Origin of the sequence: Pseudomonas sp. MYb2 (genome assembly GCF_002979955.1) — a bacterium.
Classification (GTDB): domain Bacteria; phylum Pseudomonadota; class Gammaproteobacteria; order Pseudomonadales; family Pseudomonadaceae; genus Aquipseudomonas.
Map to the genome: position 1 here is coordinate 25,172 of NZ_PCQC01000028.1, position 15,706 is coordinate 40,877.

14 protein-coding genes are annotated in these 15,706 nt (G+C 59.3%); 10 read left to right on the forward strand and 4 right to left on the reverse strand.

The window, feature by feature from the left end:
• Window positions 1-23 precede the first annotated feature (23 nt).
• The 3 genes from ligB to CQ009_RS28230 form a co-directional block, all read right to left on the reverse strand.
• Window positions 24-1,700, reverse strand: a complete 1,677-nt coding sequence (gene ligB / locus CQ009_RS28220; protein WP_105709352.1) for an NAD-dependent DNA ligase LigB — start codon at window positions 1,698-1,700, stop codon at window positions 24-26.
• A gap of 245 nt (window positions 1,701-1,945) precedes the next feature.
• Window positions 1,946-3,136 (reverse strand): methionine adenosyltransferase, encoded by a 1,191-nt coding sequence (metK, locus tag CQ009_RS28225; protein ID WP_016987231.1) that lies wholly within the window; start codon window positions 3,134-3,136, stop codon window positions 1,946-1,948.
• Between the two features lie 18 nt (window positions 3,137-3,154).
• Entirely contained in the window at window positions 3,155-4,150 is a 996-nt protein-coding gene (locus CQ009_RS28230) for a metalloregulator ArsR/SmtB family transcription factor (protein WP_105709353.1), read from the reverse strand.
• Between the two features lie 259 nt (window positions 4,151-4,409).
• Between CQ009_RS28230 and tkt the strand changes: the two genes are divergently transcribed.
• The 7 genes from tkt (at window position 4,410) to CQ009_RS28265 (ending at window position 11,521) form a co-directional block, all read left to right on the forward strand.
• A complete protein-coding gene (tkt, locus tag CQ009_RS28235) occupies window positions 4,410-6,407 on the forward strand; it encodes a transketolase (protein WP_064388119.1) in 1,998 nt (665 codons plus the stop codon).
• Between the two features lie 150 nt (window positions 6,408-6,557).
• Window positions 6,558-7,610, forward strand: a complete 1,053-nt coding sequence (gene epd / locus CQ009_RS28240) for an erythrose-4-phosphate dehydrogenase (RefSeq protein ID WP_093429868.1) — start codon at window positions 6,558-6,560, stop codon at window positions 7,608-7,610.
• A gap of 12 nt (window positions 7,611-7,622) precedes the next feature.
• A complete protein-coding gene (locus CQ009_RS28245; RefSeq protein WP_007913753.1) occupies window positions 7,623-8,786 on the forward strand; it encodes a phosphoglycerate kinase in 1,164 nt (387 codons plus the stop codon).
• A 34-nt stretch (window positions 8,787-8,820) separates the two neighbouring features.
• Window positions 8,821-9,042: a hypothetical protein gene (locus tag CQ009_RS28250; protein ID WP_064119176.1), complete on the forward strand. Its 222-nt coding sequence runs from the start codon at window positions 8,821-8,823 to the stop codon at window positions 9,040-9,042.
• Window positions 9,043-9,099: 57 nt separating this feature from the next.
• Window positions 9,100-9,432 carry an MliC family protein gene (locus tag CQ009_RS28255; protein ID WP_105709354.1) on the forward strand — a complete coding sequence of 111 codons (333 nt, stop codon included), beginning with the start codon at window positions 9,100-9,102 and terminating at the stop codon, window positions 9,430-9,432.
• 252 nt (window positions 9,433-9,684) lie between these two features.
• Window positions 9,685-10,749, forward strand: a complete 1,065-nt coding sequence (fba, locus tag CQ009_RS28260) for a class II fructose-bisphosphate aldolase (RefSeq protein WP_008081027.1) — start codon at window positions 9,685-9,687, stop codon at window positions 10,747-10,749.
• 397 nt (window positions 10,750-11,146) lie between these two features.
• A complete protein-coding gene (locus tag CQ009_RS28265; RefSeq protein ID WP_105709355.1) occupies window positions 11,147-11,521 on the forward strand; it encodes a DUF6124 family protein in 375 nt (124 codons plus the stop codon).
• 185 nt (window positions 11,522-11,706) lie between these two features.
• On the opposite strand, the gene CQ009_RS28270 is transcribed toward CQ009_RS28265, so the two are convergent.
• A complete protein-coding gene (locus CQ009_RS28270; protein WP_064388123.1) occupies window positions 11,707-12,375 on the reverse strand; it encodes a polysaccharide lyase family 7 protein in 669 nt (222 codons plus the stop codon).
• A 321-nt stretch (window positions 12,376-12,696) separates the two neighbouring features.
• On the opposite strand from CQ009_RS28270, the gene CQ009_RS28275 reads away from it, so the two are divergent.
• Genes CQ009_RS28275 through CQ009_RS28285 form a run of 3 tightly spaced genes read left to right on the forward strand, consistent with a single transcriptional unit; the run spans window position 12,697 to window position 15,680 of the window.
• On the forward strand, window positions 12,697-14,820 hold the full coding sequence (locus tag CQ009_RS28275) for a bifunctional diguanylate cyclase/phosphodiesterase (RefSeq protein WP_064388124.1): 2,124 nt from the start codon (window positions 12,697-12,699) through the stop codon (window positions 14,818-14,820).
• Window positions 14,821-14,864: 44 nt separating this feature from the next.
• A complete protein-coding gene (locus CQ009_RS28280; protein WP_105709365.1) occupies window positions 14,865-15,359 on the forward strand; it encodes a M48 family metallopeptidase in 495 nt (164 codons plus the stop codon).
• A 24-nt stretch (window positions 15,360-15,383) separates the two neighbouring features.
• Window positions 15,384-15,680, forward strand: a complete 297-nt coding sequence (locus CQ009_RS28285) for a helix-turn-helix domain-containing protein (protein WP_008081019.1) — start codon at window positions 15,384-15,386, stop codon at window positions 15,678-15,680.
• Window positions 15,681-15,706: the final 26 nt, after the last annotated feature.

Sequence of the window (15,706 nt, forward strand, 5' to 3'; positions counted from 1 at the left end):
CCCGGCGCGCCGGGATTGCGTAGTCAAAAACCGTCGATTCCGGCGGCATGTAAGGTTTCGCTCAAGGCCAGTACTTGTGGGTCGCGAAAGAATGCGCTTAATTGCGCTGCGCGTCCCGGGCCGATACCGGCTTCTGCCTGCCATTGTTCGGTGTTGCGCTGTACCAGCGCCTGCCACGAATCAGGCAATCGGGCCTGACCGGTTGGCGGCAAGCCCAAGGCCTTGAGCCATTGAGCGAACGGCCGCTGGCGGGCGCTGTGAAAGCTGTTCATCAGGCGTTCGCTGCTGCGCTCGCCGAAGCCCGCAATGTTAGCAAGCTCTGGCGCGTCGAGGGTCAACCAATCCAGCAGGTTGTTTACGCGGCGTGTTTCGAGAAGTTTCTCCCAGGTGCCACGACCGACATGTTGCATTGCCAGACCCTGCTTGCCACTGAGCCAGGTCAGGCGCGCGAGAAACTGGCTTTTGCAGCCGGGCGTGGGTTGCCAGCAGCTCAAGGTGTGGAAGTCTTCGGCGTTGGGGATGTTGAGGTCTGTGCGTTCGGCGGCGCGTAGCACCACGCTGTCGAGCCGTGGAATGGTCAGGCCGGCGAGGCTGATTGCCACTTGGTCGCCGGGGCGGATATCCAGGTCTTGCCAGCGTTTGAAGGAACTGGCGCTGACCCGTTTGATTTCCCTGTCATCGAGCATGACGGGTTTGAGTTCGAGTACTGGCGTGATACGCCCGGTGCGCCCGATCTTGAAGTTGACCTTGCGCACTTCGGCCAGCGCTTGAGCAAAAGGATACTTCCACGCAACTGCCCAGTACGGCGCGCGAGCCTGCCAGCGCTCGGCGGGTGGACGCTGGCTCTGGCGCAACACCACCCCGTCAGTGGCAAAGGGCAGAGGAGAGCGATACCAGTGATCGCGCCATTTTTGCGCGGCAGTAAAGTCGGGGGCAGGATGACTGTACGGTTCAATCGTGGCGAAACCCAGCTTCGCCAACGTGGCGACTCGCTCGGGCAATTGCGCTGGGCCTAGTGGCCAGTCCCAGACGAACAGTCCGATACCGGAAGCTTGCCCGGCATCCAGGGTTTTGCGTCCCATCAGTCCCGCGATGGTGGAGCGAGCGTTAACGCCGCCGGATCGAGCTTGCACGTGCTCGTTCAAGCGCCAGTAGAGTTCGCCCTGCACCAGCATATCCAGCGGTTGTGTCAGGCGTTGAGGAATGGCGCCGATCTTCTGCGCTGATGGCGTCCAGTCTTGCCCACGAACCCCGTCACCGCGACTGATGACCTGTTGCAAAACGCCCGCGCGATAAATCAGCGTCACTGCGACGCCGTCGACTTTGGGTTGTATCCAGACATCCTCGCGATCACGTAGCCAGGCCTCCACGGCCTCCACTTTATGGATTTTATCCAGGCCGGTGTGGGCGATGGGGTGGGCGTTTGAGCCTGAAACTGTGCGCAAAGGATCGGGTGGCGAGGGCACGTTGAAACACGCTCGCCACTCGTTCAGTTGCGCAAGGGATTGGTCGTAGAGTTCGTCGGCAACCAGTGAGCGACCTTCGCGGTGATAGGCGTCGTCCCATTTGTCGATCTGTGTTTGCAGGGCGGCGATTTCGTTTTGCGCGGTGGGGACAGGCCAGTCAGGGCAAGCGGCGTAAGCGATCAGGTGGGTGAAGCTCAGCAGAAGAATTGAAAAAAGGCGCAGCGTGGCAAGCATGTTGAGCGTCCTTGCTCAGGGGAATGCTTGAAGATTAGTCAGGATTCAGAGCAGCAACGGGTGGGTGTTTTGCATCGTGTTTCAGTTATGAAGATCAAAAGATCGCAGCCTCCGGCAGCTCCTACAGGAGGCGTGCGTTTCACTTGTAGGAGCTGCCGGAGGCTGCGATCTTTTGATCTTCAAGGCATAAAAAAGCCCCGCACGGCGCGAACCGTGCAGGGCTTTTTTGTACCGCCGGGGAAGGCTTACAGGCCAGCAGCAGAACGCAGGGCGTCGGCGCGGTCGGTTTTTTCCCAAGTGAAGGTGGTGAAGGTGTCTTCGCCAACAGTCTTGGTCTCTGGCGTGCGACCGAAGTGGCCGTACGCTGCAGTTTCCTGGTACATCGGGTGCAGCAGATCGAGCATGGTGGTGATTGCGTATGGACGCAGGTCGAACACTTCACGGACCAGTTTGACGATCTTGTCATCGCTGATCTTGCCGGTGCCGAAGGTGTTCAGCGAGATCGAAGTTGGCTGAGCCACACCGATCGCGTAGGAAACCTGGATCTCGCAACGCTCGGCCAGGCCGGCAGCGACGATGTTCTTGGCAACGTAACGGCCAGCGTAGGCAGCCGAACGGTCAACTTTCGATGGATCTTTACCGGAGAACGCGCCGCCGCCGTGACGGGCCATGCCGCCGTAGCTGTCGACGATGATCTTGCGACCGGTCAGACCGCAGTCACCTACCGGGCCGCCAATGATGAACTGGCCGGTCGGGTTGATGTGGAACTGGGTGTCTTTGCTCAGCAGTTCGGCAGGCAGCACGTGCTTGACGATCAGCTCCATCACGCCTTCGCGCAGGTCTTTGTACGACACTTCAGGGTTGTGCTGAGTCGACAGAACAACCGCGTCGATACCGACAACCTTGCCGCCTTCGTAACGGCAAGTCACTTGCGACTTGGCGTCCGGACGCAGCCAAGGCAGCAGACCGGATTTACGGGCTTCGGCCTGGCGCTGCACCAACTGGTGCGAGAAGGTGATCGGCGCTGGCATCAAAACGTCGGTTTCGTTGCTGGCGTAGCCGAACATCAGGCCCTGGTCGCCGGCGCCCTGATCTTCAGGCTTGGCACGGTCGACACCCTGGTTGATGTCCGGGGACTGCTTGCCGATGATGTTCATCACGCCGCAGGTCGCGCCGTCGAAGCCGACGTCGGAGCTGTTATAGCCGATGTCGAGAATCACGTTACGCACGATCTCTTCCAGATCGACCCAGGCGCTGGTGGTCACTTCACCGGCAACGATGGCCACGCCAGTCTTGACCAGGGTTTCCACGGCAACGCGTGCGTGTTTGTCCTGGGTAATGATGGCGTCCAGCACCGCATCGGAAATCTGGTCGGCGATTTTGTCCGGATGCCCTTCGGACACGGACTCGGAGGTGAAGAGGGAGTATTCGCTCATCTCGATGTTTTCCTGAATTTACCGATGGTGAGTGTCGCCAGTCGGTCGCTGAAAATGGCGGACCTGGATCTGGAAACCATTACGTAAGCCTACATAGAGGCTTTCCCCGGGAACGAGTCCCGCAGCGGTGGCCCAACGGGCCAAATCGTCCTGTTCAAACCCCAACCAGAGATCACCGCAGGCCTCCCTGGCCCAACTCTGGTTGTGGCTACATAACTCTGTCACGAGCAGACTACCGCCCGGTTGCAGCAGGTCGGCCATGTGCTTGAGCGCATCGGCCGGCGCGGCGAAATGGTGCAACACCATGTTCAACACCACGCAATCGGCCTGAAGGCTTGTGCCGTTCAATGCATCGGCCAATTGCAGGCTGACGTTAGCCAGCTGTTCACGAACGCAAACCTGACGCGCCAGTTCGAGCATCGCCGGGCTGTTGTCCAGCGCGGTTACGGTGTCGAAGCGTCGCGCCAGTTCCGGCAAAAAAGCACCATCGCCGGGGCCGACTTCAATGGCCGTGGCAGCACCATCGAAGTTCAGTTTGTCGAGCAGGGCCAGCACGCTGTCACGGTACTGCGGCAGGCCTGCGATCAAGTCTTGCTGGGCGCGAAATTTCTCCGCGACCCGGGCGAAAAAGTCCTGGCTGGCGGCGGCCCGTTGAGCGTGGACCTGTTCGATGCGTGCTTGCACATCGTTCGGCAGTACCAGGTTGTCGACTTCTTCTAACAATGCTGCGTGCAACTTGCCGCCCAACAGTTCGGTGTGGGGCAGGGCGCGGCGATAGAAAATCGCGTTGCCTTCACGGCGGGTCGCTACCAGATCGGCCTGCGCCAACACTTTAAGGTGATGACTCATACCTGACTGACCGATGCCGAAAATCTGCGCCAGCTCCAATACACCAAACGAATCGTTGGCCAGGGCGCGCAATACATTCAGCCGCAGCGGATCGCCGCCGGCCTTGCACAGGGCCGCCAGCTCGTCGCAATCGTCATGGCGAATGGAAGGCACGCGTAAGTTCATAGGGCTGGCAGTCTAGAGAGGGGGGGAATCCATCGCAAGGGCAATATCAAAAAGTTTTGATATTGCTCGATAAATGGCACTTCTCACGAGACGGTTAACTCTAGAAACAAGTAGCGGAAAGGTTTCACCAACCGAAACCGCCGCTAACCATGGGAAAAACGCCCCCGGATGACTATCTGTCATTGCCCCGAGGCGCTCCGGTGAGGGAAAATGCCCTCCTTTTTTCCGTTTCAATCTATTCACACCCAGGAGATCAGCGATGCCTAGCCGTCGTGAGCGTGCCAACGCCATTCGTGCCCTCAGCATGGATGCCGTGCAAAAAGCCAACAGCGGCCATCCCGGTGCCCCAATGGGTATGGCAGATATTGCCGAAGTGCTTTGGCGCGACTACCTCAAGCACAACCCGAGCAATCCATCGTTCGCCGACCGTGACCGCTTCGTGCTGTCCAACGGCCACGGCTCGATGTTGATCTACTCGCTGCTGCACCTGACCGGTTACGACCTGTCGATCGACGACCTCAAGCAGTTCCGTCAACTGCACAGCCGCACCCCGGGTCACCCGGAATTCGGTTACACCCCGGGCGTTGAAACCACCACCGGCCCGCTGGGTCAGGGTCTGGCCAACGCTGTGGGCTTCGCCTTGGCGGAAAAAGTCCTGGGCGCGCAGTTCAACCGTCCTGGCCACGACATCGTCGATCACCACACCTATGTGTTCCTGGGTGATGGCTGCATGATGGAAGGCATTTCCCACGAAGTCGCTTCCCTGGCCGGTACTTTGGGCCTGGGCAAGCTGATCGCGTTCTACGATGACAACGGCATCTCCATCGACGGCGAAGTCGAGGGCTGGTTCACCGATGACACCCCGAAGCGTTTCGAAGCCTACAACTGGCAGGTGATCCGCAACGTTGACGGTCACGACCCGGAAGAGATCAAGACCGCCATCGAGACCGCGCGCAAGAGCGCACAACCGACGCTGATCTGCTGCAAGACCACCATCGGTTTCGGCTCGCCGAACAAGCAGGGCAAAGAAGACTGCCACGGCGCTCCACTGGGTGACGCGGAAATCGCGCTGACCCGTCAGGCGCTGAACTGGAACCACGGCCCGTTCGAAATCCCGGCCGACATCTATGCCGAATGGGATGCCAAGGAAAAAGGTCGCGCGGCCGAAGCCGAGTGGGACCAGCGTTTCGCTGCCTACTCCGCTGCGTTCCCGACCGAAGCCAACGAACTGGTGCGTCGCCTGAGCGGTGAGCTGCCGGCTGACTTCTCCGAAAAAGCTTCGGCTTACATTGCTGAAGTCGCGGCCAAAGGCGAAACCATCGCCAGCCGTAAAGCCAGCCAGAACACCCTGAACGCGTTCGGCCCGTTGCTGCCGGAACTGCTCGGCGGCTCCGCTGACCTGGCCGGTTCCAACCTGACCCTGTGGAAAGGTTGCAAAGGCGTCAGCGCTGAAGATGCCAGCGGCAACTACATGTACTACGGCGTGCGCGAATTCGGCATGACCGCGATCATGAACGGCGTGACCCTGCACGGCGGCCTGGTGCCTTACGGCGCGACCTTCCTGATGTTCATGGAATACGCCCGCAACGCCGTGCGCATGTCCGCGCTGATGAAGAAGCAAGTGATCCACGTCTACACCCACGACTCCATCGGTCTGGGCGAAGACGGCCCGACGCACCAGCCGATCGAGCAATTGACCAGCCTGCGTACCACACCGAACCTCGACACCTGGCGTCCAGCCGATGCCGTTGAATCGGCTGTGGCCTGGAAAAACGCTCTGGAGCGCAAGGACGGCCCATCGGCGCTGATCTTCTCGCGTCAGAACCTGCAACACCAGGAACGCGATGCCGGCCAGATTGCCGACATCAGCCGTGGCGGTTACGTGCTGAAGGACTGCGCAGGCGAGCCTGAGCTGATCCTGATATCGACCGGTTCGGAAGTGGGCCTGGCGGTTCAGGCGTACGACAAACTGACCGAGCAGGGTCGTAAAGTGCGTGTGGTTTCCATGCCTTGCACCAGCGTGTTCGATGCTCAGGATGCTGGCTACAAGCAGGACGTGCTGCCGTTGCAGGTTGGCGCGCGTATCGCGATCGAAGCGGCTCACGCCGACTTCTGGTTCAAGTACGTGGGTCTGGAAGGTCGCGTGATCGGCATGACCACCTACGGCGAATCGGCTCCGGCTTCGGCACTGTTCGAAGAGTTCGGCTTCACCCTGGAAAACATCCTCGGTCAGGCTGAAGAGCTACTGGAAGACTGATCCAGAAAAGATGTCGTCTGAGCTGACGCCTTCGCGAGCAGGCTCGCTCCCACAGGGAAATGCATTCCAATGTGGGAGCGAGCCTGCTCGCGAAAGTGTTGGTTCAGGCAACATCGCACTGCCTGATTCACCACGGTAATCGAGAACCCCATGCCTCAACCGCGTCCTTACAAAGTTGCACTCAACGGCTACGGCCGGATTGGTCGTTGCGTCTTGCGTGCGTTGTTTGAGCGAGGCGAGAAAGCCGGGTTTGAAATTGTCGCGATCAACGATCTGGCAGACATGGCCAGCATCGAATACCTGACACGCTTCGACTCCACCCACGGCCGCTTTCCGGGCGAGGTGCGAGTAGAAGGCGATTGTCTGCATATTAATGGCGACTGCGTGAAGGTTCTGCGCAGTGCCACCCCCGAAGGCATCGATTGGGCGTCGCTGGGCGTCGATCTGGTGCTTGAGTGTTCCGGTGCCTACAACACCCGTGAAGACGGCCAGCGCTTTCTCGACGCCGGCGCGCCACGCGTACTGTTCTCGCAGCCGATGGCCAGCGAGGCGGATGTCGACGCCACCATCGTTTACGGCGTCAATCAGGATTGCCTGACCGGCGACGAACTGCTGGTGTCCAACGCCTCCTGCACCACCAACTGCGGTGTGCCGCTGTTGCGTTTGCTCGACAAGGCCATTGGCCTTGATTACGTGTCGATCACCACCATTCACTCGGCAATGAACGATCAGCCAGTGATCGACGCCTATCACCACGAAGACCTGCGCCGCACGCGTTCGGCGTTCCAGTCGGTGATCCCGGTGTCCACCGGTCTGGCGCGAGGTATCGAGCGCCTGCTGCCGGAACTTGCCGGGCGAATTCAGGCCAAAGCCGTACGCGTGCCGACGGTCAACGTGTCCTGCCTCGACATCACGATGCAGACCGCCACCGCTACCGATGCCAATGAGGTCAACCGGATCCTGCGCGAGGCCGCCACCAGTGGCCCGCTCAAAGGCCTGCTCGCCTATACCGAGTTGCCGCACGCCAGTTGTGATTTCAACCATGACCCACATTCGGCCATCGTCGATGCCAGTCAGACCCGTGTTTCCGGCCCCAAGCTGGTGAACATCCTGGCCTGGTTCGACAACGAATGGGGTTTTGCCAACCGAATGCTGGACGTTGCAGAACACTATCTGCAAACAGCAACTTCAAAAAAACCGTAGGAAGTGCGACCCATGACCGTGTTGAAGATGTCCGACCTCGATCTGCAAGGTAAGCGCGTATTGATCCGCGAAGACCTCAACGTCCCAGTCAAGGACGGTGTTGTCACCAGCGATGCGCGTATCCTGGCTTCGCTGCCGACCATCAAGCTGGCCCTGGAAAAAGGCGCGGCCGTGATGGTCTGCTCGCACCTTGGCCGTCCGACCGAAGGCGAGTTCTCCGCCGAGAACAGCCTCAAGCCTGTCGCTGACTACCTGAGCAAAGCGCTGGGCCGTGAAGTGCCGCTGGTGGCTGATTACCTCGGTGGTGTTGACGTCAAGGCCGGCGACATCGTGCTGTTCGAAAACGTGCGCTTCAACAAAGGCGAGAAAAAGAACGCTGACGAACTGGCCCAGCAATATGCCGCCCTGTGCGACGTGTTCGTGATGGACGCGTTCGGCACCGCTCACCGCGCTGAAGGTTCGACTCACGGCGTGGCCAAGTTCGCCAAAGTTGCTGCGGCTGGCCCGCTACTGGCCGCTGAACTGGACGCACTGGGCAAAGCCCTCGGCGCACCGGCTCAGCCAATGGCGGCCATCGTTGCCGGCTCCAAGGTGTCGACCAAACTCGACGTGCTGAACAGCCTGAGCCAGATCTGCGATCAACTGATCGTCGGCGGCGGCATCGCTAACACCTTCCTCGCGGCCGCTGGTCACCCGGTTGGCAAGTCGCTGTACGAACCGGACCTGCTCGACACCGCGCGCGCCATCGCTGCCAAAGTCAGCGTGCCGCTGCCGGTTGACGTCGTGGTTGCCAAGGAATTCGCTGAAACCGCCGAAGCTACCGTCAAGCTGATCGCTGACGTCGCGGCTGACGACATGATTCTGGACATCGGCCCGCAAACCGCAGCCAACTTCGCCGAACTGCTGAAATCGTCGAAAACCATCCTGTGGAACGGCCCGGTTGGCGTCTTCGAATTCGACCAGTTCGGCAACGGCACCAAAGTGCTGGCCCAGGCCATCGCGGAAAGCTCGGCGTTCTCCATCGCTGGCGGTGGCGACACCTTGGCCGCTATCGATAAATATGGCGTGGCTGAGCAAATCTCCTACATTTCCACCGGTGGTGGCGCGTTCCTCGAATTCGTCGAGGGCAAAGTGCTGCCAGCCGTTGAAGTCCTGGAAAGCCGGGCCAAGGCCTGAGGCCGCCCGTTTGGCCAGGCAAAGGAGTGTTCACATGGTCAAGTCGTTAGCGCTGTTGTTGCTGACCGGTACGCTGGCGGCCTGCGGGAGTAACCCGAAGGCCGAGGCCACGCCGGCGCCGAGCGAGTCGCAGAAGGGCTGTTATCAGGCCGACTGGCAGGCCGAAACCAACCCGGTGCTGAACAAGCGCTCGGGCCCGGACGGCCTGGAGAAATACGAGACGCAAACCCCGGCCAAGGAACATGGTTGTCCTTGACGGGTCTGACTCTTTAACTCAAGGCTGGCGGCGTGTGCCGTCAGTCGAGGAACACGGATGAAAGGCTTGATCGCCATTGCGGCGTTGGCATTGTTGGGCGGTTGCGCGCAGTTGAACCTGTTTCAGTCGTCCGCCCCGGCGGATAGCTGGACGACCTGGACCTGCGACAGCCAGGCCAAAGTGCTCTGGCGTTACGCCGACGCCGGCCAGAAGGAAGTCGACGTTCGCCTCGGCGGCGGTGATCAGGTCTATCGCCTGAAAGAAGAGCCGGGCGCCTCGGGCACGCTGTACAGCGACGGCATGCTGGCGTTTCACGTCAAGGGTGAGGAAGGCCTGGTGTACTGGGTCGCCACCAATGACCTGATCGGCCGCGGCTGCAAAGCGCAGTAATTGACACACCACAGTTCTAATGTGGGAGCGAGCCTGCTCGCGAAAGCGGTCTGACAGGCACTGCATCAGCGACTGCAAGATTGCCTTCGCGAGCAGGCTCGCTCCCACAGGGGTTCTGTGTAGCTCTCAGGATTTTGCTTTATCGAATCACCAGACCGGGCCTCAACCCCCGATCTGCAATCACTTGAATAGCCGCCGCCGCTCCGGCAGGCTGGCACGATTAACGACCCTCAACCGGGAGAGACACACACAATGGCACTTATCAGCATGCGCCAGATGTTGGACCACGCAGCCGAATTCGGCTACGGCGTTCCAGCCTTCAACGTCAACAACCTTGAGCAGATGCGCGCCATCATGGAAGCCGCTGACAAGACTGACTCCCCGGTGATCGTTCAGGCTTCGGCCGGCGCCCGTAAATACGCCGGCGCGCCATTCCTGCGTCACCTGATCCTCGCCGCGATCGAAGAATTCCCGCACATCCCGGTGTGCATGCACCAGGACCACGGCACCAGCCCTGACGTCTGCCAGCGCTCGATCCAACTGGGCTTCAGCTCGGTGATGATGGACGGCTCGCTGGGCGAAGACGGCAAGACCCCGACCGACTACGACTACAACGTCCGCGTTACCCAGCAAACCGTGGCCATGGCGCACGCCTGCGGCGTTTCGGTAGAAGGCGAGCTGGGCTGCCTGGGTTCGCTGGAAACCGGCATGGCCGGTGAAGAAGACGGCATCGGCGCCGAAGGCGTTCTGGATCACAGCCAAATGCTGACCGACCCGGAAGAAGCCGCTGACTTCGTCAAACGCACCCAGGTCGATGCCTTGGCCATCGCCATCGGCACCAGCCACGGCGCCTACAAGTTCACCAAGCCACCTACAGGTGACGTGCTGGCAATCGACCGCATCAAGGAAATCCACAAGCGCATTCCGAACACCCACTTGGTGATGCACGGTTCGTCCTCGGTGCCACAAGAGTGGCTGGCGATCATTAACCAGTACGGCGGCGACATCAAAGAAACTTACGGCGTACCGGTTGAAGAAATCGTCGAAGGCATCAAGCACGGCGTGCGCAAGGTCAACATCGACACCGACCTGCGTCTGGCATCCACCGGCGCCATGCGTCGCCTGATGGCCACCAACCCGAGCGAATTCGACCCACGTAAATTCTTCGGCGCGACTGTTACTGCAATGCGTGACGTGTGTATCGCTCGTTATGAAGCGTTCGGTACTGCCGGTAATGCATCGAAGATCAAACCGATCTCGCTGGAAGCGATGTATCAGCGTTATCTGAAGGGTGAGTTGAACGCTAAGGTTAACTAAGCCTGAGTGTTGGACCGCTGATTCAAGAAACCCGCCGAGAGGCGGGTTTTTTGTGGGCGGGTTGTAGGCAAAGTGCTTGTCCTACAGATATTGGCGTTCGGAGTGATTATTCCGACAGCTCGCGTCGGTTGTCCGTCGGAAGTGGGATAGATAGGCTCTGGGGATCGCTGAATTCAGCGATCGGACGTCGCAGTCCGTTCAGCTCACTTGGTGCATAATCGCCACCCCAAACCGCAACGCCTCGGTGTTTGTGTTTGGTCGATGGTGGCTGTGCGCGGAATACCCTCGGGTATGCCGGATTTCCAAGTGATCCGGTCTGCGACCCCGCGTACAGCTACCTCCCTCCGTCGCGTCGCAGCGATCAGTGGCAGCTCAATGCATCACTTGGAGTTTCACGATGATCAAACCAACACCCAATCCGCCTGAAGGCGATTGCACATCCCCGTACGAATCCCTCGATTCAAGAAAGCTCCACGACGCCGCCGAGCGTGCGCTCGATCACTACCTTGAACCGAACGTCACCGCCCTGAAGTTCCACAAGCCCAGCACGATGTTTCAGGTTGCTCCTGACATGGATAACGAAAGCCTGTTGGCCCACGCCTGCGAATCACTGGCTTCGGCGAGCATCATGACCAGCGATATTGCGGCGTATGTCGATATCCCGCAGCGGCATACGATTCTGGCGATTCAGCAGATCATCATGCTGGCTGAGCTGGCGGTAAATCGGGTGCTGGATAATGTGGAAGTGACGCAGTCTGTAATACCCAGCTGACCCCCTGTAGGAGTGAGCCTGCTCGCGATTGCGGTAGATCAGTCACCACTGATGCTGGATGTTGGTCCGTCATCGCGAGCAGGCTCACTCCTACAGTTGGATCGGATGTGAACCTTAGGAAGTTAGGTGGCTTTGAGGCCGTCATCGTTGGCAAGCCAACTCCCACAGGGGGGGGCTCGGCGAAGTTATTTATCGTGATCGATGTCGAGTTTGGAGAAGGTTACCTGGCCACCTTCGCTGGTGTACCCCGTATTGTCCTGCACATAAACCCCGGCCTTGAAGTACAACGGCTTGTTACGCCACGTCGCGCTGATCTGTGAATCCCACTGATAACCCGCCGCACTGACACCCAACGCACCGCCAGGACTCAGGTGAATAAGGTAGTTGAATTCGCGATCCAGTTTGATCCCGGTCGCCAGGGTGATGACGCGGCTTTCGTCATCATCCGGGTGCATGCGGACTTTGATCACCAGGTTGCCGGTCTCGGTTTTGGTCTTGTATTGATATTCGAGTTTGACCATCGGTTTCTGGCTTTCATAAGCGTGAATCTGGCCGATGACGATTTTGCCGGAACTGGGCACTTTGTTGACTGTAACCGTCGCGCGCAGCAGGTTATCGGCATCCGGGTAATACCAGTTGCGCAGCGTGCCGTTGCTATAGGTCTCCCGCAGTTCGGTGCGCGGGTAGATGGCGTTTTCGGTTTTTGACCCGGTAACCGGTGACCAGAAGAACAAGGTGCCTGTGTCGGAATGGAAGTACTGATCCTTGAAGCCGTTCACCAGTTTGGAGGTTTCGACGGTGTATGGCGGGCTGCCAACGGGAACGCTGAGGTTCCAGGTTGCGAGATCGATCATGTCGGTTCTTCCACTCAAGTTTCACTGCACGTACGTGCCAGAAGCTCTAGCCCGCACGTTTTGGGGCGGACTTTATAAGCGTTGAGGGATTTTTTGTTAACGCCCGTTTGGCAGATGATTGACGTCAACATCCTGTCGAAATGCCATCTCTGCCGGTTTCCGGGGGCTTCAGCGGTGACCGTTAGTCGGCAAATTCACGCTTTGGTTAAATGATGGCCTGATGACAGCTTCTGCTTTCTTGGATCCAGTACTAGAGTGAAGGCTCAGTATGTGTACGGTTTTTACCGGAAGCCGACCAAAAGTCCCGACAAGAGAAGCAGCATGGAATGCGCGCAATCCCAGCCAGGTGAAGGCAACTCTGTCCTTTTGATCGTTGATGATTACCCTGAAAATCTGATCAGCATGCGCGCGTTGCTGCAGCGTCAGGATTGGCAGGTCATCACCGCTGCCTCCGGTTTCGAGGCGCTCAGCCTGTTGCTGGAGCACGACGTCGACCTGGTGCTGCTGGATGTGCAGATGCCCGGCATGGACGGCTTCGAAGTCGCGCGATTGATGCGCGGCAGCCAGCGCACACGTCTGACCCCGATCATATTCCTCACCGCCAACGAGCAGTCCCAGGATGCCGTGATCAAGGGCTATGCCAGTGGGGCGGTGGATTACCTGTTCAAACCGTTTGATCCGCAGATTCTCAAACCGAAAGTGCAGGCATTGCTGGAACACCAGCGCAATCGTCGTGCCTTGCAGCGCCTGAGTCATGATCTGGAAGTCGCTCGAGCCTTCAATGCCTCGGTATTGGATAACGCCGCCGAGGGGATTCTGGTGGTCGGTGAGGACGGCCTGATCCGCTTTGCCAATCCGGCAATTTCGCGTCTGCTCAATGCGCCGGTAAAGGAGCTGGAGGGTAAGGAGTTCCTCGATTACCTGCAGAAACCGCATGTTCCGTTGTGGGCCGATTCCGATTTTTACGCCAGCTACAAACGTGGCGAAACGTTAAGACTGCACGACGCATTATTGCGCACCGCGCCCGGCCAGCAGGTGCCAGTGGCCTTGTCCTGCGCGGCGCTACCCACAGAACAACATGCGATGGTGGTCACGGTTCTCGACATGTCGGTAGTGCGTCACCTGCACCAACAGCTTGAGTTTCAAGCCGTGACCGATCCGCTGACCGGTTTGCTCAACCGCCGCGGCTTCTACCAGACCGTGGAAAACCTGCTGCTGCGCGGTGAACGCAGTGACAGCAGTTGGGTGCTGTTGTATCTGGATCTCGACGGCTTCAAACGGGTTAACGATTCCCTTGGTCATGATGCCGGCGACCGTGTGTTGCGTTGGGTTTCCGAGCAATTGAAGGCGTGTCTGCGGCCGTTCGACATACTCGCGCGCATGGGCGGTGATGAATTCACCGCGTTGCTGGATCTGGAGTTCCCGGAGCAGGCAGCGAAGATCGCCGAGAAACTCATCGAACGCGTGTCGATCTGTCAGCAAATCGAAGGGCTGGATATCGCCCTGGGCGCGAGCATCGGCATTGCCACGTATCCGGATTGCGGTTCGAACCTCGACGGTTTGCTGCGTGCTTCCGACATCGCCATGTACGAGGCCAAACGTGCCGGGCGTCAGCAATATCGCTTCTACGATCATGAAATGAATGGTCGCGCCCGTTCGCGCCTGATGCTCGAAGAAAGCGTGCGCACGGCCATCGAAAACCGCGATTTCAACTTGGTGTATCAGCCACAGGTGGCGATCGACACGGGGCAGATACGCGGGTTTGAAGCGTTGTTGCGCTGGCAGCATCCGAGTGTCGGCGATGTTCCACCGGGCCTGTTCCTGCCGTTGCTGGAAGAAGCGCGGTTGATCAGTCGGCTCGGTAGCTGGATCTATCATCGCGGCGCCGGCCAGCGCAAAGCCTGGGAAACCTTGTTTGCCGAGGACCTGGTGCTCGGCGTGAGCTTGAGCAACACCCAGTTCAGCCTGCCGAATCTGGTCAGCGAGTTGCGCCAGGTCATGGAACGACACGCGCTGCAGCCTCGTCAGCTGGAGGTCGAAGTCACCGAAGAAGCGCTGATGCAAAATCCCGATGAAACGCGCAAACAGTTGCGTCTGCTGCGTAATCTCGGGGTGCGCGTGGCGCTGGATGACTTCGGTTCCGGGCCGTGTTCGCTGGCACATCTGCGCGATCTGGAGCTCGATACGCTGAAAATTGATCGCCATCTCATTGCGCGATTGCCGGACTCGAAACGCGACGCCTCACTGGTCAGCACGGTCATCAGTCTGTGCAAGGAATACGGTTTGCTGGTGATTGCCGAAGGGGTGGAAACCATCGAGCAATACCAATGGCTGCAAGCCCACGGCTGCGAGTACGTGCAGGGCTTCCTCGTGGCGCGGCCATTGGTCGCCGAGGATGCAGCCAGCTTTGCCGAACCGTTTGACTGGAGCGCGCTGCCCGGTTGAATTCGCTACACTGGCGCACCTTTTTTGAACCGTGTCGCCAGTCCATGACAGTGTTGAAGTACCTCCAGGCCTATCCCGCGCAATTGCAGGATCAAGTGCGCCAACTGATCGCTGAAGGACGCCTGGGCGATTACCTGACTCAGCGTTATCCGGGGCGGCACGATGTGCAGAGCGACAAGGCGCTGTACAGCTACGCGCTGGACCTGAAGCAGGAATACCTGCGTAACGCCCCGGCCATCGACAAGGTGCTGTTCGACAACCGCCTCGACCTGACCCATCGCGCTTTGGGCCTGCACACTACGGTGTCGCGAGTGCAGGGCGGCAAGCTCAAGGCCAAGAAAGAGATTCGTATCGCTTCGTTGTTCAAGGAGGCTGCGCCGGACTTTCTGAAAATGATCGTCGTGCATGAACTGGCGCACTTCAAAGAGTCGGATCACAACAAGGCGTTTTATAAATTGTGCGAGCACATGCTGCCGGGGTATCACCAGGTCGAGTTCGATCTGCGGGTGTACCTGACGTGGCGGGATATGCAGGCTTAACCGTACGCAACCAGGAAGGTGGGGATGGACGTCAGCAAGACCAAAAGCAGTTTCTACCGCCGCTTGTATGTGGCGTACCTGATCGACAGCGGTCTGGCGCCGAGTGTGCCGACCCTGACTGACGTCACCGGCATGCCCCGGCGCACGGCGCAGGACACGATTGCCGCGTTGGCCGATCTGGACATCGTCTGTGAATTCGAGCAGGAAGAGGGCGCACGTAATCATGCCGGGCGCTATCGGATTCGTGAGTGGGGGGCGATTGATCGCGGGTGGATCGAGCGTAATTTGCGGCAGATCAAGGCTGTTCTGGAGTATCCCTGAAGAGCCCCTCACCCCAGCCCTCTCCC